Annotated in this window: 19 protein-coding genes; 7 read left to right on the top strand and 12 right to left on the bottom strand. The window is 64.9% G+C overall.

Going from position 1 to position 19665, the window contains the following annotated elements:
* Positions 1 to 54: 54 nt before the first annotated feature.
* Positions 55 to 1233: an MFS transporter gene (locus ACFZAI_RS14700; protein WP_391567548.1), complete on the bottom strand. Its 1179-nt coding sequence runs from the start codon at positions 1231 to 1233 to the stop codon at positions 55 to 57.
* Complete coding sequence (locus ACFZAI_RS14695; protein WP_391567547.1) at positions 1230 to 2021, bottom strand: DUF169 domain-containing protein; 792 nt, start codon at positions 2019 to 2021, stop codon at positions 1230 to 1232. The genes ACFZAI_RS14700 and ACFZAI_RS14695 overlap by 4 nt, the downstream gene beginning before the upstream one ends.
* Before the next feature lie 158 nt (positions 2022 to 2179).
* Here ACFZAI_RS14695 and ACFZAI_RS14690 point away from each other — a divergent pair, with 158 nt between their 5' ends.
* On the top strand, positions 2180 to 2629 hold the full coding sequence (locus tag ACFZAI_RS14690) for a bleomycin resistance protein (protein WP_391567546.1): 450 nt from the start codon (positions 2180 to 2182) through the stop codon (positions 2627 to 2629).
* On the opposite strand, the gene ACFZAI_RS14685 is transcribed toward ACFZAI_RS14690, so the two are convergent.
* Entirely contained in the window at positions 2603 to 3493 is an 891-nt protein-coding gene (locus ACFZAI_RS14685; RefSeq protein ID WP_391567545.1) for a LysR family transcriptional regulator, read from the bottom strand. The two genes, ACFZAI_RS14690 and ACFZAI_RS14685, sit on opposite strands and share 27 nt — an antisense overlap.
* A 99-nt stretch (positions 3494 to 3592) precedes the next feature.
* Between ACFZAI_RS14685 and gstA the strand changes: the two genes are divergently transcribed.
* Complete coding sequence (gene gstA, locus ACFZAI_RS14680) at positions 3593 to 4189, top strand: glutathione transferase GstA (RefSeq protein ID WP_391567544.1); 597 nt, start codon at positions 3593 to 3595, stop codon at positions 4187 to 4189.
* 10 nt (positions 4190 to 4199) lie between these two features.
* Here gstA and ACFZAI_RS14675 read toward each other — a convergent pair whose 3' ends face one another.
* Positions 4200 to 5117, bottom strand: a complete 918-nt coding sequence (locus ACFZAI_RS14675; protein ID WP_391567543.1) for a LysR family transcriptional regulator — start codon at positions 5115 to 5117, stop codon at positions 4200 to 4202.
* Positions 5118 to 5220: 103 nt separating this feature from the next.
* On the opposite strand from ACFZAI_RS14675, the gene ACFZAI_RS14670 reads away from it, so the two are divergent.
* A complete protein-coding gene (locus ACFZAI_RS14670) occupies positions 5221 to 5970 on the top strand; it encodes an SDR family oxidoreductase (RefSeq protein ID WP_391567542.1) in 750 nt (249 codons plus the stop codon).
* Between the two features lie 4 nt (positions 5971 to 5974).
* Here ACFZAI_RS14670 and ACFZAI_RS14665 read toward each other — a convergent pair whose 3' ends face one another.
* Positions 5975 to 6715, bottom strand: coding sequence for a DNA alkylation repair protein (locus tag ACFZAI_RS14665; protein WP_391567541.1), 741 nt, complete (start codon positions 6713 to 6715; stop codon positions 5975 to 5977).
* A 203-nt stretch (positions 6716 to 6918) separates the two neighbouring features.
* Entirely contained in the window at positions 6919 to 7431 is a 513-nt protein-coding gene (locus ACFZAI_RS14660) for a MarR family winged helix-turn-helix transcriptional regulator (protein WP_391567540.1), read from the bottom strand.
* 116 nt (positions 7432 to 7547) lie between these two features.
* Between ACFZAI_RS14660 and ACFZAI_RS14655 the strand changes: the two genes are divergently transcribed.
* The 3 genes from ACFZAI_RS14655 to ACFZAI_RS14645 are packed head-to-tail and all read left to right on the top strand — an operon-like array spanning position 7548 to position 9869.
* On the top strand, positions 7548 to 8078 hold the full coding sequence (locus ACFZAI_RS14655) for a GNAT family N-acetyltransferase (RefSeq protein WP_391567539.1): 531 nt from the start codon (positions 7548 to 7550) through the stop codon (positions 8076 to 8078).
* Positions 8079 to 8105: 27 nt separating this feature from the next.
* Positions 8106 to 8591: a DUF6882 domain-containing protein gene (locus ACFZAI_RS14650; RefSeq protein ID WP_391567538.1), complete on the top strand. Its 486-nt coding sequence runs from the start codon at positions 8106 to 8108 to the stop codon at positions 8589 to 8591.
* A 9-nt stretch (positions 8592 to 8600) separates the two neighbouring features.
* Positions 8601 to 9869: a hypothetical protein gene (locus tag ACFZAI_RS14645; RefSeq protein WP_391567537.1), complete on the top strand. Its 1269-nt coding sequence runs from the start codon at positions 8601 to 8603 to the stop codon at positions 9867 to 9869.
* 32 nt (positions 9870 to 9901) lie between these two features.
* On the opposite strand, the gene proP is transcribed toward ACFZAI_RS14645, so the two are convergent.
* The 6 genes from proP to ACFZAI_RS14615 form a co-directional block, all read right to left on the bottom strand.
* Positions 9902 to 11434 (bottom strand): glycine betaine/L-proline transporter ProP, encoded by a 1533-nt coding sequence (proP, locus tag ACFZAI_RS14640; RefSeq protein ID WP_391567536.1) that lies wholly within the window; start codon positions 11432 to 11434, stop codon positions 9902 to 9904.
* A 96-nt stretch (positions 11435 to 11530) separates the two neighbouring features.
* Positions 11531 to 13495, bottom strand: coding sequence for a TRAP transporter large permease subunit (locus tag ACFZAI_RS14635; RefSeq protein WP_391567535.1), 1965 nt, complete (start codon positions 13493 to 13495; stop codon positions 11531 to 11533).
* Positions 13492 to 14118, bottom strand: a complete 627-nt coding sequence (locus tag ACFZAI_RS14630; RefSeq protein ID WP_391567534.1) for a TRAP transporter small permease subunit — start codon at positions 14116 to 14118, stop codon at positions 13492 to 13494. Before ACFZAI_RS14630 ends, ACFZAI_RS14635 begins: the two co-directional genes overlap by 4 nt.
* A gap of 19 nt (positions 14119 to 14137) precedes the next feature.
* Entirely contained in the window at positions 14138 to 15262 is a 1125-nt protein-coding gene (locus ACFZAI_RS14625; RefSeq protein WP_391567533.1) for a TRAP transporter substrate-binding protein, read from the bottom strand.
* A gap of 196 nt (positions 15263 to 15458) precedes the next feature.
* Positions 15459 to 16142 (bottom strand): SMI1/KNR4 family protein, encoded by a 684-nt coding sequence (locus ACFZAI_RS14620; protein WP_391567532.1) that lies wholly within the window; start codon positions 16140 to 16142, stop codon positions 15459 to 15461.
* An 81-nt stretch (positions 16143 to 16223) separates the two neighbouring features.
* A complete protein-coding gene (locus tag ACFZAI_RS14615) occupies positions 16224 to 17747 on the bottom strand; it encodes a PLP-dependent aminotransferase family protein (protein WP_391567531.1) in 1524 nt (507 codons plus the stop codon).
* 212 nt (positions 17748 to 17959) lie between these two features.
* On the opposite strand from ACFZAI_RS14615, the gene ACFZAI_RS14610 reads away from it, so the two are divergent.
* Positions 17960 to 19663, top strand: a complete 1704-nt coding sequence (locus ACFZAI_RS14610) for a M24 family metallopeptidase (RefSeq protein WP_391567530.1) — start codon at positions 17960 to 17962, stop codon at positions 19661 to 19663.
* Positions 19664 to 19665 lie beyond the last annotated feature (2 nt).

Here is a 19665-nt window from a genome sequence, read left to right as displayed (position 1 = left end):
TCATGACGGGTGCATGCGGGCTTCGATGGCGTGGATTGAGGCTGCGCAATGCCGCTAGAGTCTGGCCGCCCGCACCCGCCGCAAGCCGCCTGCAATGAGCACCCCCGCCACGCCCGCCGCCACCACCACGTAAGACGCCGCGCCCCAGCCGTAACGGTCGATCACGCCCCCGACGGTGACGGGGCCAATGACCTGGCCCAAGTTGCTGCCCTGCATGACCAGCCCCACCGACGCCGCCGCCAGCCCCGCCCGCGGCGCCACCAGCGGTGCGGTGCCGAGCAAGGTAGCGGGGATCAAACCGCCCACCGCCGAGAACAGCACGCAGAGCAGAAAAGTGGGCATGGCGGGAAGCACCGAGCGGAAGATCAATAAGGCCACCACGGCCATCGCCGCGCTGGCGCACGCAATCAACGTCGACCGCCGCCAGCCGCGCGCAAGCAGCACGCCCGCGCCCAGGTTGCCGATCAGATTCGCCGCGCTGGCAATGGCGCTGTATAGCCCCGCCTGGGCCAGCGTCAAGCCCATCTGCTCCATCAGCAGCACGGGCAGGAAGGTGAACAGCGCAAAGAACATCAGGCTGTAGAGCGTGAACGACAACGCCAGCAGCACCGGGCCTGCGGCGCCGAGCGTGTCGGTGGTGTCTTGCCGCATGCCGCGCCACGACAACGGCGGCCCCGGCGGCGATGCGGGCGCCAGCGCGACCACGCTCACGAACGCCACCGCCACCGCAACCCCCGCGCACCACCAGTACGCCTGCCACTGATCAAAGGCTTGCGACGCCAGCATCGCAATGGCCATGCCCGCCGGCATGTAGCAGCTCCAGAGCGCAAACGCGAAGTCACGGCCCGAGGCCGACACCATGCGTTGCAACGCGGCGGGCCCGGCCACGGTAATCATCAGAAAACCCAGCCCTTCGATCACGCGCGACGCCAACAGCACACCGTAGCCGGGCGCCATCGCACCGATGACGGTGCCCAGCGCCGTCGCCAACAGCCCCAACAGCAACATGCGCCGCGCGCCGAACCGGGCGATGACGCCGCCTGCGGCGATGCCGCCCACCACGCCCAAAATGGAAAACACCGCCGTCAGCGTGCCAATCGACGCCAGGTCCAGGCCCATGTCCGTGCGCAGCAGCGGCGCGGCGATGATCACCTTGCCCACCTGCAACGACGCGACGACGCCCGCCCCCACCACCGCCAGCACCGCGGCCCAGCGCGTGTCACTCGCGATCATTGCGCCCTCTTCGCATAGCTCACGCCCATGCCGGCGCGCACATCGTTTTGAATGCCATAGGGCGCAATCGGGTAGCGCAAGCCGTTGGCCGCCAGCGCCTTCATGCCGTCGATGGCAATCGGCAGATAACGCGGCGGCAAGGCCATCAGCATTTCTTCATCAGGCACGCCGCCGTATCGGCGCTCGGCAAAACAGGGCAAGGACAGGCTGGGTTCGCCCGTGGCCAGCGCCCGGCCCCAGGAGTCCGCACAGGCGGTCTCGCCCACCACGCTCCAGTCAAAGCGGCGGTAGTTTTTCCACTGCAAGCCGTTGATAAGAATGATCATCTGCCCGGGCGTGGCATACACCAGGCAGATGTCGGGCGGATCAAGCCGGCCCGATGCCAAGGGGGACACCACCAGCCCGCGATACTTGCCCGCCGGCACGCAGGACAGGGCCGATTGGCGCGCCCGCGCGTCGGCTTCGGTGGCATGCCAGACGCCCACGTAGTCCTTGCCGCTTTTCCAGTCTTCATCTTGCGGACCCAGGCCGATCACCGCACGGCACTGCGCGCCGACCAGATCGTCGCCGGTGATTCCCACCGTCCAGCCCAGCCGCGCGGCCATGCCCACGATCTGGTCCGTGGTGTGCGTGGCTTGCGGGCGGCGCAACCCCTTAACGTTCGCCATGTCCGCTTCATCTTCAAACAGCTTCATGCCGATGACCGTGGTCTTCAGGCGCAGCAGCTTGTTCAGGTCGTCCACCAGCTGCGGCCAGTTCATGGCCGCGTCGTGCGTTGTCTCTTCCATTTCCGTCCTTTGGACTGTTGTGCGCCGTAGCGATTGATCTTGCGGCGGATCTCGCGGTCAATCTTGCAGTGAAACGCGCGATCACGCATTTGCCAGGATAATCGTCGGCGTGCCGTTAGCATGTCGCAAATCCGGCACAGATGACAACCACCAGAGACATGGACCAACAAGAACGAAACAACGCTTCCTCGGAAGGACGGCCGCCCACCGGCGGCTTTGCGGCGATGGTGCCGGAGCTTGACGTATCCAACCTGGACGCCAGCCTGGCCTTCTGGTGCAAACTGCTGGGCTTTGACGTGGCCTATGCGCGGCCCGAGGCCGGCTTTGCGTACCTGGAGCGCGGGCCGTTACAGATCATGCTGTGCCAGATCAACCATGAATGGGACACGGGACCGCTTGAACGCCCCTTCGGCCGAGGCATCAATTTTCAAATGACGGTGCCCAGCATCGAGCCCATCGCCGATGCGCTGGCCGAAGCGAATTGGCCGCTCTTTCGTCCGATTGAAGAAAAGCGCTACCGGGTCGGCGACGGCTGGTCCGTGTGCAGGGAATTCCTGGTGCAAGACCCCGACGGCTATCTGCTACGGTTTGCGGCTGGCGCGGGTTGAGGGCGGCTGCAACATCTCAAACAAGGCCTGAACCGGCGCGCTGTTTGCCGCATGCCGGGACGCCGCCAAGCTAAACGACCGGTACTGCGGCGCCGCCAGCCGCAACACGCGCAAGCCCCGGCGGTTTTCGGGCAAGGTCAAGGCGGGCACCAGCGTTACGCCTAGCCCTTCGCGGACCAGCGCGAATGCGCTTGCCCAATCGCGCACCGTGGCGCGCACGTCGCTGATGGCGATGCCGGCGTCTTGCGCCAGGCTTTGTGCGTGCACGCTGCAACCGCCCGTTGCCAGCACGAACGGTTGCGCGGCCAGCGCCGCAAAGCCGATGGCGCTGCCCGCACGCGCCAGCGGATGCGCAGCGGGCAGCACCGCCATCCATTCGTCTTCACCCAACGGGCACACGTGACGGCCCGGCGCAGCGTTCAAGACCACGCCCACATCCACCGTGCCTGCCGCCAGCAAGGTTTCGACTTCGTCATCGCTGGCTTCCAGCGACACCACATCAATCGCCGGATGCAATTGCCGAAACCGCCGCAGCACGGGCGGCAGAATGGTTGAGAACACCATGGGGAAACTGGCCAGCCGCAAGGTGCCGCGCGCCGCGCCGCGTGCATCCTGCGACAGCGCCTGAATGCGGCCCAGCGCGTCCAGCATGGCGCGCGCTTCGTCCACCACGCGCAGTCCCAACGCGGTGGGCAGCGTCTGACGCCGGTCACGCGTGAAAAGCGGCGCGCCCAGCATGTCTTCCAACTGTGCGATGGCCTGGCTGGCGCCCGACTGCGTCATGCCTACCTGCGCCGCCGCGTGCGTAATGTTGCCGGCATCCGCCACCGCCAGCACCAGCCGCCAGTGCATCAGGTTCATCATGGCATTAGCTCTTCTTATGTCTATTTTCTGAAGAAGTAATTTTACGCATGCCTTCCGCGGCTTCAACATGAACGCCTTGTTGAATTCAGGACTGACCCGATGAAGCTGTATTACGCCCCCGACACCTGCTCGCTGTCGCCGCACATCGTGCTGCGCGAGCTGGGCCTGCCCTTCACGCTGGTGCGCGTGAATAACCAGACCAAACGCACCGCCGACGGCGGTGACTTTCTGGCGATCAACCCCAAGGGTTACGTGGCCGCGCTGCAACGCGACGACGGGCAAGTGCTGACCGAAGGGCCGGCCATTGTGCAGTACCTGGCGGACTTGAAACCGGAAGCCGGGCTCGCCCCGCCCAACGGAACCTGGGAACGCAGCCGCCTGCAAGAGTGGCTGAACTTCATCAGCACCGAAATCCATGGCGGCTTTGGCCCGCTGTTCAACCGCGCCCTGCCGCAAGCCGCGCGCGACTGGTGGCAGGCGCGGCTGGAAAAGCGCCTGGACTATGTTGCCGGCGTGCTGGACGCCCAGCGGTATGTGGCTGGCAGCCGGTTCAGCGTGGCGGACGCCTATCTGTACACCGTGCTGCGCTGGGCGGCGTTCTTCGATATTGCCCTGGCGCGCTGGCCCGCCCTGCCGGGGTATATGTCCCGCGTAGGCGAACGGGCCAGCGTGCAGGCCGCGTTGGCGGAAGAGTGATCACCCCACATCAATCCCCCACATCAATCCCCCGCATCAGCGCCGCCGCCATCGTGGGCTGGCGCAGTTGCTCCAGCCACCATTGCAGCGCGCGCCCCTCGTGGCCGCCGCGCCACGCCAGATACAGCAGGTTGGGTTCGCGCGGCGTCTCGATCGCTTTTTCCACCAGATCGCCGCGCGCCAGCAAGGACGCCACGCGATGGCGCGGCAGCCAGCCCACGCCCAGCCCCTCGCGCTGCGCCAGAATTTTGGCGCGCATGCTGGGCACCGCCAGCACCGCCTGCCCCCCTACCCGCCCGTAGCCACGCGCGGCGCTGGTGCGCGACGTGTCCGCCACCACCACGGCGCGATGCTGTTTAATCTGGTCCTGCCGCAATGGGGGTTTCAGCCTGGCCAGCGGATGGCGGGGCGACACCGCGAACACCCATTCCATTGCGCCCAGTTCCGCCCATTGCAGGTTCGGCATAGACTGAGGCTCGTTCGTCGCCCCCACGATCAGGTCGGCCCGGCCTTCCCGCAACGCTTCCCACGTGCCGCCCAGCACTTCATGCGTCAGACGCAGGCTGACGCCGGAATTCAGCCGGTCGAACGCGTGGATCAAAGGGGCCATCAATTCGAATTCCAGGATTTCGTCGCTGACGATATGCAGCCGGTCTTCCCAGCCGCTGGCGACTTGTTTGACGCGCTGCGTCAGCCGCGACACGTCCAGCATCAGCCGCGCGGCTTCCTCGGCCAGGATGTGGCCCGCGGGCGTCAGTTGCAGCCGGTAGCGGCGGCGGTCAAACAGCAAGGCATCAAAGCGTTCTTCCAGTTGGCGGGCCGCGTGCGACACCGACGAGGGCGCCCGCCCCAGTTTTGCCGCCGCGCGGGACAGGCTGCCGCTGTCCCGGATGGCTTCCAGCAGCGCCAGTTCATTTGCCGTCAACATGTGCGATTCCTTCGAACGTGTTCGTCCGAAAGATCGTACGACAAAGCGCCAGCCCAGGCGCAACATGGCTACACCTTATCGAACGACTCCCAAGGAGATCACCATGAACCGTTTTGAACATAAGACCGTTTTGGTCACCGGCGGCACCAGCGGCATCGGCCTGGCGGCGGCGCAAGCCTTCGCCGACGAAGGCGCCCGCGTCATCGTCACCGGGCGCGACAAAGCTGCGCTGGAAAGCGCCCGCGCCGCGCTGGGCGGCAACGCCCTGGCCATCCGTAACGCCGCGGGCGCCCCGGGGGCCGCCGCCGAGCTGGCCCTGGCATTGAAGGCCGCGGACGTGCGCTTGGACGCCGTCTTCGTCAACGCCGGCATCGCCAAGTTCGCAACGTTGGCGGACGCCACCGAAGACCTCTGGGACCAAACCTTCAACACGAACATCAAGGGCGTGTACTTCCAGCTGCAAGCGCTGGAGCCGCTGTTGAACGCGGGCGCGTCCATTGTGCTTAATGGCTCCATCAACGCGCACATCGGCATGCCGGCATCCAGCATTTACGCCGCCAGCAAGGCCGCGCTGATCTCGCTGGCCAAGACCTTGTCGGCAGAGTTACTGCCGCGCGGCATCCGTGTGAACGTGGTCAGCCCCGGCCCGATCGCAACGCCCATCTACGGCAAGCTGGGGTTGGACGCGGACACGCTCGAGAAGACCGCCGCCAGCATCCAGTCGCAGATTCCGTTGGGCCGCTTTGGCACGCCGCAAGAATTGGCGTCGACCGTGCTGCATCTGGCCGCGCCGGAATCCGCGTTCATTGTCGGCACCGAGATCATCGTCGATGGCGGGATGAGCCAGCTCTGAGCGGTTACGCCGCAATCGAACGCAGCGCGCGCTTGCAGATGCGTTCGGTTGCGGCGGACGGCTGGCCGGCCAGCCACCGCGCGCAGACGTCGCGCACCCAGTCCGGCTGATCTTTGCTGGCGTCGTTCAGCCAGTTCGCCACCGAATCCTGCACATACACGGCGGGGTCGGCGCGCAAGGCCGAGAGCAGCGGCAAGGCTTGCGCCGGGTCAGCCTTCAGCGCCGCAATGTGGGCGCACCAGACGCCGCGTGGACGCAAGCATTCGCTGGCAAAGCGGCGCACCCGTTCCGAGGGGTCTTGCGTCCATGATTGCAGGGCTTGCAAGGACGTTTCCAGTTCAGCGGCCAGGCGCGGACGCACCGCCAGCCAAGCCCATTCGCGCACGCCAAAATGCGCATCGTCGGCCAATGGGCGAATCCGTTCCAGACGCTCGCCGGGCGTCAAATCAGGAACCCCGCCGATCACGAAGCACGCCCAGCCGCGCACTGTGTCAGACGCATGCGCCGCCAGCATCGCGCCACAGTCGGCACCCAGTTGATCCGCCAGCAGACGCGCCGCCACCGCCATGCGTTTGGAAATGCCTGTGCCAGCGTGCGCCTGCATCTGCGCAATGGCCTCGCGCCCGACTTGCGGGGCCACCGCCTGCATCAGCGCGGCGAAATCCACGGCCAGGCATTCCGTCAGCGTGGTGGCGGGCGCGCCCGCATTCAGCTGCGCCAGCCGCGCCGGGCTGATGTCTTTCACACCGCGGCCGGCGGGCTTGGCAGCGGAGGAAGCGGCGGTACGCTTCGTGGGCAGCGAAGCGGCGGTGCGCTTAGCAGGTGGCGTAGCGGCGGTACGCTTAGTAGGCGGCGAAGCGGCGGTACGCTTAGTAGGCGGCGAAGCGGCGGTACGCTTAGTGGGCAGCGTAGCGGCGGTGCGCTTCGCGCGGGTCGATGCGGCCGCGCTCACCGCTGGCCCTTTCTCATTGCGGCGCGCCCGGTGTCGGTGCCATGCCACACGCGCGCCAGTAATTCGCTTAACTGCGCCTTGTCGGGTGCGCTCAGGTTGCCGAACAAGGACGCAATCCAGTCCGTGTGCTCCTTGAACAATTTCGCCGCCATGGATTTTCCTTTCGAGGTTAACGTCACCATGATCTTGCGGCGGTCTTCAGTGCCCGCCTGCCGCGACACATAGCCGTCACGTTCCAGCCCATCCACCAAACCCGTAATGGTGGCGCGCGTCACCCCCGCCCCGTCCGCCAACTGATGCGGCGACAGCCCGTCCGCCTGCTCGTGCAACAGGAACAGCAGCACGAATTTCCCTTCCGATAACTGGCGCGGCGCAAGACGAGCCGCGCAATCACGGTCGATCGCATTGGCTAAAGACAGCAGTTGAAAACACAGGCCGATGTCGTCGGCCGAGTCCAACCCCCGCCGCGCAGCTTCGTCCAGCAGCGCGTGGTGTTTGGGTTCAAGCATGGGTGGCGTGGGGAGCAAGATCGCATTCCAAGTTTGATTCAGCGGCCGATAGTAAGGCACCTAATCAGTTTGATGCAAACAGGCACTACCGCCACAATCCACCGGTATCATCTGGCATGGCATTGACTCCCCCACTCGCGCCCATGCTCACCCCGTCCAACACTGTGACCTTGCGTCGCGTGCAAGCTGACGACGTACCCATGATTCTGGCGATGGAAGCCGACCCCGTCGTCATGCAGCACAGCACGGGCGTCAAGCCTGCGACCGAAGCGCGGCGGCAGGAGCTTCTGGCTTGGCTGGCCGAACCGCAAACCGATATCGGCCATTGGTCCATCGTCGTAGGCCAAGCCGCCGTCGGCTGGATCAGCCTGGTTCCGCTGGAGGACTCTGGCCGGCTTCAGCTGGCCTACCGTCTGAGCCGCGCGGCCTGGGGCCATGGATACGCAACGCTCGCCGGCAAGCTTCTATGCGACTACGCCTGGCGCACGCTGGACGTGCCCCAACTGGTCGCCGTGGTGTGGCCCGGCAACCACGCATCCGGGCGCGTCCTGGAAAAACTGGGTTTTGTGTTCAGCGCCCGAGAACGGCACTACCACCGCGACACGAATGTCTACGTATTGCCTCGCCCCAATGCCCTATCATCCTGATTTTTCTCCTACAAAGAACCGTCCAGCATGACCGACACCACGCAGCCTTTTGACGTTCAAGCCTTTATTGCCCAAAGCCTGGAGGGCATGCAAGCCGCGACCAGCGCGCACTGCGCCACCTGGCATCTGGACGAGGCCGAGCAGTGGTCGGTGGACATGGACGAAGAGAGCATCGTGTTCCAACTGCCGGGCGGTATCACCGCGACGGCGCCGGTGCAGATTGTGGGTACGTCGAACACGGCGGACGGCAGCTTCTTGTGGGGTTGGGACCACCCGTCGGTGCCCGTCGAATTGTCGGAACACGCGCAACTGGCGCTGGCGTTTGGCCAGGCGCATGGCCTGCCCGCGTATACGCATCGCAAGGTGCAATGCGATGACGCGCTGGCCTGGGAATTCACGGCCGTTGCGATGCGCCTGGGTGAAGCCACCGGCACGTACCGGGCGCAAGCCTCTGAGACCGCCTTTGTGTGGATGACCTTCGGACAAGTCACGTTGTCCGCCTCTGAAGACTGAGCCCTTCCCATGACCCTGCCCGCTCGCCGCCCGTCCCCTTTGCTGCTTGGCGCCCTGGCGCTGGCCGTGTTTCCGCTGTTTGGGGGCACGGCCGATGCCGCTTCACGCACCGTCTACACCGGCACGCTGCAAGGCGCGGGCGATGTGGTCATGGAACTGGATAGCCAGGCCGGCGCCAATGGCGAGCTGAACGGGCGCTACTTCTACCCGAAGCACGGCGTCGACATTCCGTTGAAGGGCACGGCGCAGGCGCTGGTGGAGCCGAAGCTTTACCAAGAGATTGCCAAGTTGGGCATAGACCCGGAAACGGACCCCGCCGCCGCCGCTGCAACGTGGCAAGGCGAGCGCGATGCCAGCGGCTATCGCGGGCAATGGAAAGACGCTCGCACGGGAAAAACGCGCACATTCACGCTGCGCCGCGTCGCAGAGTACGACCCCGACAAGCTGGCGCCAGACAGCGCGCAGGCCGTCACCGACGCGATCAGCGGCGGCACAGGCAGCGGTATCAATCGCCACGTGGGCATCAATGCCGCTAACGCGCCCTACGACACCCTGAAGCTTGCCGGCCACGCGGCGCCGGTCGGCCCGGACAGCGGCGCAGGCCCGGTTGCGTACCGGCTATGGAGCGACCCGCGCACGAAGTTCAGCTACCCGCGTTTAAGCCGGCACCCCAACCCGCAGGTGCTGGCCCGCATCAACCACCTGCTGGAACAACGCCACTGGCAAATGAATCTGGCCGCGCTGGCGTGCATGGCGTCGGCCTATACCAACGGCAACCCGGCATCTGGCACCTTGGGCAGCTACGACGACGAAGCCATCACCGTGCAGTGGTTGTCGCCCGCGCTGATGACGGTGACGGAATCCGGCAGCCTGTACTGCGGCGGCGCGCACCCCGACAACCATTTCGAGCCCTATACGTTCGATCTGCTGCGCGGCGAATACCTGGACTGGAACCGCATCTTCGACGCCTATGTGCCCGATGAAAACGGCTGGCGCAAGGAAACGCCGACCCTGCTGGCGCTGATGGAAAAAGCCCGCGCGCGGGTGGCCGCCGAAGCCATCACGGGCGACACCGAAGAAAAACTGCGTGAGAGCTGCTCGGACCTGTGGCCCAGCTATCTGGCCTTGGGAACGGAAGCGCCGGGCGTGTTGAGCTTGTCGATATCCGGCATCGGCCACGCGATGGGCGTGTGCCTGGGCACGCACGCGACGGTGCCGTTCAAGGACCTGGCGCCGATTGTGAAGCCCGGCGGCCAGGCCTATCTGGTGACCGAGTAGACCCTCCCGCGATGCCAGCAGCGCGCCGCGCGCTATTCCAATGAAGGATGCCGGTCCGCCAGCCGTTGGCGCCGCTGGCGCAAGACCTCCAGCTTGGCTTCCATTTCCGCGATTTCGGCGTCGACGTCCTGCACGCTTTGCTCGATGGTCTCGTAAGCCTCTTTCAGCAGCGCTTTGGCTTCGTGCTTGCTGGACGCGTTGGGCGTGTCGCCCCGCAGCGGCCGGTTCGCGGTTTCTGGCAGGAAGAACGACGTGATCAAGCCGATGGTTGCGGCGACGATCAGGTAATAGGCGGGCATCATCAGGTTGCCCGTTTCTTCGACCAGCCAGGCCGCCAGCGTCGGCGTCAAGCCGGCGATGATGATCGCCACGTTGAAAGAACTTGCCAGCGCGCTATAGCGAATGCGCGTGGGGAACAGCGCGGGCAGCGTCGACGCCATGACGCCCGTCAGGCAATTGAGCAGCACGGCAATGAAGAGCAGGCCCAGGAAGATCAGCCCGGTGTTGTCGCTGCCCACGAACGTGAACGCCGGCACCGCCAGCACCAGCAGGCCCACGCTGCCTGCCAGCAGGAACGGCTTGCGGCCGACCTTGTCGCTGGCGAAGCCCACCACGGGCTGCACGAACAGCATGCCGATCATCACAACAATGATGATCAGCACGCCATGCTCTTCGGAATACCCAAGATTGCTCGTCAGGTAGGTCGGCATATACGTCAACAGCATGTAGTAGGTGATGTTCGTCACCAGCACCATGCCAATGCAGATCAGCAGCGCCTTGCGGTACTTGGAAAAAATCTCGCGAAAGGAAACCGTGGGCCGCTCTTGCACCGCGTCCTGGTCTTCCTTTTCCATTTTTTCCAGCTGCTGCGTGAACGCGGGCGTTTCTTCCGCCGCGTGGCGCAAGTACAGGCCAAGCAGGCCCAGCGGCCCCGCCACGAAGAACGGCACGCGCCAGCCCCAGTCCAGGAAGGTCTGCTCCAGCAATATGGTTTGCAGCAGAACGACCATGCCTGCGCCCAGCACGAAGCCGGCGATAGAGCCAAAATCCAGCCAGCTGCCTAGAAAGCCGCGCTGCCGGTCGGGCGCGTACTCGGCCACGAAGATCGCCGCGCCCGTGTATTCGCCCCCTACCGAAAACCCCTGCGCCAGCTTGCACGCCAGCAGCAGCACCGGCGCCCAGATGCCGATGGACTGATAGGACGGAATCAGCCCGATGCAAAAGGTGCTGATCGCCATGATGATGATCGTCAGCGACAACACTTTCTGCCGCCCGAACTTGTCGCCCATCACGCCAAAAAAAACGCCGCCCAACGGGCGGACCAGGAACGGCACCGAGAACGTGCCAAGGGCGGCAATCGTCTGCACGGCGGGCGAGGCGTCGGGGAAAAAAACCTTGCCTAACGCAAAGGCGACAAACCCGTAGACGCCGAAATCAAACCATTCCATGGCATTGCCAAGCGCCGCGGCCGTCACGGCCTTCTTGAGCTTGGAGTTGTCGATGACGGTGATATCACCGATCTCCAACGGCCGTGCCTGCTGTGCTGAGGGGGGTGTAGATGTCATCGTCAGCTTCCCTGTTAGTGTGTCCAGGATGGTGCTGACGAAAGCATACGCCGACCGGCCAGGTTTCGCATGGGCCGGTCTTTCTGGATCACCCGCCTATCGGTACAGCACCGTGGGCAGCCACATGCCGATACCCGGGAACATGTACAGCAGGAAGATCGCCACGACCTGAATGCCCATGAACGGCATCATGCCCAGGAAAATCTGGTTCAGCGTCACATGCGGCGGCGACACGCCCTTCAGATAAAACGCCGACATCGCCACGGGGGGAGACAGGAACGCCGTTTGCAGGTTCAGCGCCACCAGCAGGCCGAAGAACAACGGGTCGATGCCGAAGGCGTTCAAGAGCGGCACGAAGATGGGCATGAAGATCACGATGATCTCAGTCCACTCCAGCGGCCAGCCCAAGAGGAAGATGATGACCTGCGCCAGAAGCAGGAATTGGATCGGCGTGAGCCCCAGCGACAGCACCCATTCTTCGATGATGCGCTGGCCGCCCAGCAGCGCGAAGGCCGCAGAAAAAATCGACGAGCCCACGAACAGCCAGCACACCATGGCGCTGGTCTTGGCCGTCAGGAACACCGATTCGCGCAGCACCGGCAGGTTCAGCCGCCGGTACGCCAGCGCCAGCAAGGCGCCGCCCATCGCGCCCATGGCGGCGGCTTCGCTGGGGGTCGCCAGCCCGAACGCGATAGAGCCCAAGACAGCGGCGATCATCACCGCCAAGGGGAAGAACGACCCCATCAGCATCTTGAAGATTTCCAGCCGCGCCCAGGTCAGCGCGGCGTAGAACACGGCAAGCACGACCGCGCAGATGGCGGCGAAGATCCAGAAGCCGGTAGGTGCGGGGCGCGTTTCATTGGCGGCCGCAGCGGCGGGTTCCGGGGCAGGCTCGACCGCTGCGCTTGAGGCCGGGTTTTGCGGCGTGCCTGGCGGTTCCATCAACCCGGGAGACGGGTCGTTGGACCCGGGCGGCTCGGCAAGCCCATCGGCGGGCGGCTCACTCAGACCCGAATCAAAGCCGCCAGAATCAAACCCACCAGCATCAAACCCGCCGGACCCCAGCTGCAACTCGGCCGGAATTTCATATTCCACCAACGGCCGCGTCAGCCCGTGGTGCACCACCGCCACCAGCAGCACGGTGACGGCCAGCGGCGCCAGCACCGTCGCCATGTTGCGCACCAGAAAACCGAACGGCACATCGCGATTGCGCCGGCCCTTGAACAGCGCCGCCACCATGCCGGTCAGCGCGCGCGTGTACCCGGTGGCCGCCAGCGTCTTCGCTTCGGGCGACAGCGGCACGCCGCGTTCGCTGACCGGCAGCGGCGGCGCCATGTCGGGGCGCAGCTTGGCCACGATGATCACGTAAATCATGTACAGCCCGGCCAGCATGATTCCGGGAAACAGCGCGCCCGCGTACAGCTGCACCACCGACACGCCGGTGGTGGCGCCATAGACAATCAGCATCACCGACGGCGGCAGCAGTATGCCCAGACAGCCGCCCGCCGTGATGGCGCCCGCCGTCAGCCGCACGCTATAGCCCGCCTTCAACATGGCGGGCATGGCCAACAGCCCCATCAGCGTGACCACCGCGCCGACGATGCCGGTGGCCGTGGCGAAGATGGCGCAGGTGGCCAAGGTCGCCACCGCCAGCGCGCCGGGCAGCCGCGCCAGCGCCAGATGCATCGACCGGAACAGCTTTTCGATCAGGTTGGCGCGTTCAACCAGATACCCCATGAAAACGAACAGCGGAATCGAGATCAGCGAATCGTTCGTCATCGTGGCGTACGTGCGCTGCACCATCAGGTCCAGCGTCTGCCCGATCGACCGCCCCGCGTCGGCGCTTTGCATGTAATAGGCCAGGAACGTGAACAGCACGCCCATGCCCATCAGCGTGAACGCCGTCGGAAAGCCCAGCATGATGGCCACGACGATCAGCGCCAGCATCAGCAGCCCGATATGCCCCGTTGTTAGCTGGCCCCACGGCGTCAGGAACGCAATCATCGCCAGCACGATCCCGATGCATGACAGGCCAAACCACAACGCCTTGTGGATCTTCATCGGCGCGGCTCCCCGGGGGCGGTCACATAGCGGTCAAGTTGGGCGATGTCTTCGTCTTTCACGTGGACCATCTTCTTCAGCTTGTCCACGTCCACTTCTTCGACGTCTTCTTCGCGCGATGGCCACGCGCCGCGCCGCAGGCACAGCACGCAGCGCAACACTTCGGCCACGCCTTGCAGCAGCAGGAACGCGCCTGCGATCGGGATGAACGCCTTGAAGGGATAGATGGGCGGCCCGTTGGCCATCAGCGACGAATGCTCGCCGATGGCGATCGAATAAGCGGCGTAATACCAGCCCGCCCACACCAGCGCGATGACGCCGGGAAAGAAGAACACGATGAACAACAGCAGGTCTAATCCGGCCTGCACGCGCGGCGGCAGAAAGCCGTACAGGATGTCGCCGCGCACGTGGCCGTTCTTGGCCAGCGTGTAGGCGCCGGCCATCATGAAGAGGATGCCGTAATACATCATCTGCAAGTCGAACGCCCACGCGCTGGGCTGATTCAGCAGATACCGCGCCGCCACCTCCCAGCACACGTGCAGGGCCAGCACCACAATCAGCCAGGCGAAGGTTTTGCCGACGAAGGTGGAGACGCGGTCAATCAGGCGGATAAGACGGATCATCGCTAGGCCTGGTCAACGATCAGGCCGGCTTCGTGCTGCGCGAAAAATAATGGTTGTACGCCATCCGGTAATTCACCGACACGTCGCCGTGCCAGCGCCCCACTCTTTCTGCAAAGGCCCGCTGGGAATCCAGCACCTTTTTGAACAGCGGGTTTTCGGCCGAGCGCTTGGCGATCATCTCGTCCCAGATCTTTAACTGCGCTTGCAGAATGGCGTCTGGCGTCTTGTAGAACTTGACGTTGTGATCCTTTTGCAGCTTCACGTAGTCTTGCGAATACCGGTTGGCCGCCTTCCACGACATGTCCGCGCTGCACGCCTGCGCGGCATAGCTCAGCACCGCTTTCAGGTGCGGCGGCAAGGAGTCGTACTTGGCTTTGTTGAACAGCACTTCGAACTGCTCGGCGCTTTGGTGAAAGCTTTGCAGCATGCAGATCTTGGACACGTCCTGAAAGCCCAGCGCCAGGTCGGAAGACGCGTTATTGAACTCCGCGCCGTCCAGCAAACCGCGGTCCAGCGCCGGCACGATTTCGCCGCCCGGCAAGGCGTTTACCGCCGCGCCCATGGCCGTGTACATGTCGATGGCCAGCCCCACGGTGCGGAACTTCACGCCCTTCACATCTTCGACTTTGGTGACCGGCCGCTTGAACCAGCCAAACGGCTGCGTCGGCATGGGGCCGTACATCAGCGACACCACGTTCACGCCCATGGCCTTCTGGATTTCAACCAGCAATTCCTTGCCGCCGCCGTACTCGTGCCAGGCCAGCAACATGTTGGCGTCCATGCCGAACGACGGACCCGAGCCCCACAGCGCCACGGCCGTGTTCTTGCCGTACCAATAGGCCACCACGCCGTGTCCTCCATCCAAGGTGCCGGCCGATACCGCGTCCAGCAAGTCGAACGCTTTCACGACGGCGCCCGCTGGCAGCACTTCGATCTTCAACTGGCCGCCGGCCATATCGTTGACCTTTTGCGCGTAGTCGCGGGCGAACTCGTGAAAGATGTCGGTGGCGGGCCAGGTGCTTTGAAAACGCAGGGAAATGGGCGCGTTCTGCGCCCGGGTGACAGCGGGGAATCCGAGGGCGGCGGCGCCTGCGGCGGCAGCGCCGGAAATGAACTTGCGGCGGGGCTTGGTGACCTGTTGCATGGCTTGTTGTCTCCTTGGGTGGACTACACGGACCAGCTTGTAGTAACTGCACCTGCGAGGACGCGGGGAAACGCCTGCTGCGAGCTTCCCGGTGTCGGGGCTACGACTGCTTTGCAACTTTGTGCTGATTAAACCTTCCTGACAAACCGCTGACAATCAGCTTGTTGTCAGGAATTACCCTAGCCGAAAGCACTAGTCAGACCTCACCGCACTCCCAGCGCGCCACCACGGCGAATGGCGCGTCTTGCACGGCAGGCACCCGCGCCAATGCGGCGTTGACCGCTGTGTCTGGAATCAGCGCCGGGCCGTCCGCCTGCCCGTCAGAGCCCGCCAACAACTGGGCGATGCCATCCAGTTCCGCGCGCAGGTCTTGCGGCAGCAACGGCGCCACGGCGCGGATGTTTGCGGCCACGCACTGCGCGGCTTCAGCCCGACTGAATTTTTCATCGATCCGGTGCGAGACATCCGCCGCGCTGCGCACCAAGGCCTCATAGGCGAACACGTCGAATGACACCGCTTCGACCTTGCTGGTGTCGTCGTCGTGCCAGACCAGCGCCACGCCCACGCCGCCGTTGGAAAGCGGCGTCAGGCAAAACATATCGCCCGCCCCCGTTTGCGCGAAAGGCAGAAAACGGCGGCCATGCTGATAGGCGGGATTCAACCATTCATCGATGGTTTCTGCGGCCTCGTCCGCCTTGATCCATTCGAAGTCGTCGATGCACGACAACGCGGGCTGCGCCGCCAGCGTGTTCGCCTTCCAGCTGGCCACCCAGGCTTTGACGTCCGCGCCGTAATCCGCCAGGCCCGCTTCAATCAAATGGCGCAACAAGGCCGGCAACGGGATGCCGTGGGCTTGCGCCAAGGCGGGATACGAATTCATGCCTGCTTACTCCGATGGGGGTGGCCGATGGCCGGGGCGATATTCTAAGCGCGCGTCCCGGCGTGGCCGAACCCGGCCGGCTCATGCGGCGGGCCCGCCGCCCGCCAGCAGCGTGCGCAGCTGCGCGCCCTGTTGCGCGATCTGGGGCGCTGACAAGCCGCTGTAGCCGATTACCAGCCCAGGCGGCAAGGTCACGCGACGGCAGAAATCCGATAGCGGCAGCACGCCGATGCCCATGGCCCGCGCCCGCGCCTGCATCCCGGCCATATCCGCATCCGCAGGCAGCCACCACAGCATATGAAAGCCCGCGTGTTCACCGCTGACGCGCAAGGGTTCATCACCCACGGCTTGCGCCAGTTCGTGCATCACCAGATCGCGCCGCTGCGCATACACCGCGCGCGCTTTGCGGATATGGCGCGCGAAACTGCCGTCTTCCAAAAAGCGGGCCAACGTCATCTGTTCAATCATGCTGTTGGACCGCCCGGTGGTGTGGCGCGCGCGCGTGTAGGCAGGCACCCAACGTTTGGGCAAGACGGCATAGCCGATGCGCAACGCGTTGAACAGGGTCTTGTTGAAGCTGCCCAGGTGAATGACGCGGTCGGCGGTGTCCAGGCTTTTCAACGCGGGCAGCGGCGCGCTGTCGTAGTTGAATTCGCTGTCGTAGTCGTCTTCGACAATCCAGCAGTTTTGCTCCGCGGCCCACGCCAGCAGCTCCAGGCGGCGCGAGACGGGCATGGTGATGCCGGTGGGCGATTGGTGCGCGGGCGTCACGTGCACCAGCTTCACACCGCGCTGGCGTTTGGCGCGCGCAACGGAAAAGCCGTGCTCATCAATGGCGATGGGAATCACCTTGGGGGTGAACTGGCTGAACAGCGGCACGGCGGTCAGGTAGCCGGGATCTTCGATCAGCACCTTGTCTTGGCGCGTCAGCAACAAGCGGGCGCTCAGGTCCAGGCCATCGCGGATGCCCGTCAGGATGACGATTTGATCCGGCTCACACGGAATGCCGCGCACCGCGCCCAGATAGCGCGCTATCTGCTCGCGTAATGGCAACCAGCCCTGGGATTCCTCATTGGCCAACTGGCTGGGCGTGACGTGCTGCGCGCTGAGCATCAAGCCCTTGCGCCACGCCGGCATCGGAAAGAGCGATGCGTCGGCGGTTCGCGCGGCGAACAAGAGCGTGGGGGTGGCTGGGGTTGCTGGGGCTGCTGGGGCTGCTGGGGATGCGGGGGATGCGAGGGTTGCGGACTGAGCAGCGCCGCCATGGCCGGTCTGCCCGGGGCGGGTGCCGATGCTGGCGCCGCCGCCAGGCAAGCCCCTGCGGAAGAAGTTGTCGGGAATCACCGCCGACACGTAGGTGCCTGATCCCACCGTGCCCGCCGTGTAGCCTTCGCCGCGTAACTGGTCATAGGCCGCTTCAACCGTCGAACGCGACACCTGCCACCTCGCCGACAGTTCACGCGTGGATGGCAGGCGGGCGCCCTCCGCCAGCACGCCATTCAAGATGCGTTCCTGAATCTGCCGGTACACCCAGGCCTGTTTGGATTCGCCTGCGCGGGGCGGGTCGGCCGGCAGGTCCAGGCTGGACTCCTGTTTTGTGCGCACGCGTATGCCGGCGCCGGCGCGCATTCCTGTGCTGGAGCTCGCTCCGGTGCCGGTGCCCGCGCCCGTGCCGTCACCAAGGCGTGGGTGCGCGCTGTTTCGCTCGCTAAGTGGCTTGCTCATTTTTATGAATATGGCTCTATTCGATAAGCCATTCTATCGATAGATTGGCGTCACCAGATTCCTTTTTTCCTACGTCAATCAGGAAGACATCGATGTCATCGCCCTACACCATCACACTGGAAACCGGCTCGTTCACAAGCGATGGCGGCACGTCCATTCTGGATGCGGCCTTGGCTCAGGGCGCGCCCGTGCCGTTCTCGTGCCAACGCGGTGAATGCGGCTCGTGCCGGGCGCAGGTGGTGGCCGGTGACTTCGAACCCATCACCGCGCCGACCGAACGTTCCTACGTGCCAGCGCCTAACGAATTGCTGATGTGCCAATGCCGAGCCGTCAGCGATCTGAGCTTGCGCTTTACGCACTGGACCGCGCCCGCCCGCCCCGCGCAGCGCCGTGAGGCGCGCGTCGTCTCGTGCCGGCCGCTGGCCACGGACGTGACGCAACTGATCATCGAAATCCAAGGCAATGACGCGTTCGATTATCTGCCCGGCCAGCACGTGCAGCTGCTGCTGAAGGATGGCGGACGCCGCAGCTTCTCGATTGCCAATGCGCCCGGCGCGGCAGGCGCCTGTCGGCTGGAATTCCATATCCGCCGCACCCCGCAAGGCAGTTTCACCAACGGCGTCTTGCCTGCATTACAGCCCGGCGACGCCTTGACGCTGGACGGCCCGCACGGCGCGTGTGTGTTGCCATGCACGCCGCCACAGGGGGTTAGCCACTTGGTGCTGCTGGCCACCGGCACGGGCTTGGCCGGCGTGTTTCCGATCTTGATGCGCGCCTTGGAAAGCGATCACTACACCACCGTAACGCTGTACTGGGGGGCGCGTCAGCAAGAGGACTGCTACGCCAGCGGCCTCTTGAATGCGCTGCAAGGCAAAGGCCCGGCGTTCCGCTGGCACGCCGTTCTGTCAGGCGATGCGACTGCCCGGCCCGACGGCGCGCACTACGTGCAAGACCGCGCCGCGCAAGCCGGCCATGACTGGGCGCGCACGCTGGTCTACGCCTGCGGCAACGGGGCAATGGTGCGCGCAGCCCAAGCGCGCTTGCGTGATGCCGGGCTGCCCGACGGCCGCTTTCAGTCGGAAGCGTTTCTACCGGCAAGCGCCACGCTTGCGTCTGCGCCCTCCCTTCCCGCTCACCCTTGGGAACGCGTCAGCGAACGCTTTACGATGGACGGCATTCTGCACGCCCGCCAACGTTCCATCACCGCCGTGCATGAGATCGCCGCGCTGATGACGGCCGGCATCACCACCGCCGACGCCATCGCACTGGCCGACGCGCACCTGCGCCAGATGGGCGCGTCACACAACTGGCACCCCACCTACATCCGCTTCGGCGCCGATTCGCAATCGCCTGCGGTGCAAGCCACCGACCGCCAGCGGCGGCTGGGCGAAGACGACATCTTCGTCATCGATATCGGCCCGGTTTGGGACGGGTATGAAGGCGATTATGGCGACACCTTCGTCACCGGCGCCAACGCCGACCAGCAGCGCTGCGCCGACGCCGCACGCAGTGTCTTCGAACGCACGCGCCTGGCGTGGCTGCAAGGCATGACGGGCCAAGCGCTGTATGCGCTGGCCGACACCTACGCGCACGCGCTGGGCTGCAAGCTGGTGCACGAGATACCCGGCCATCGCGTGTCGGATTTTCCGCATGCGCTGTATGGCAAGCATCAGTTGGCCAATGCGGATTTCGTGCCGGGCGATGGGATTTGGGTGCTGGAGATTCAGGTGCGCGATCAGCACCAGCCCATCGGCGCGTTTTACGAGGATGTGCTGCTGCGGGACGCCGCGGCTTGACG

It is taken from the genome of Achromobacter sp. NPDC008082 (genome assembly GCF_042957345.1).
Classification (GTDB): Bacteria; Pseudomonadota; Gammaproteobacteria; order Burkholderiales; family Burkholderiaceae_B; genus Achromobacter; species Achromobacter kerstersii_A.
Note: the sequence above shows the minus strand (reverse complement) of the source record. Positions and strands in the feature narration are given on the sequence as shown.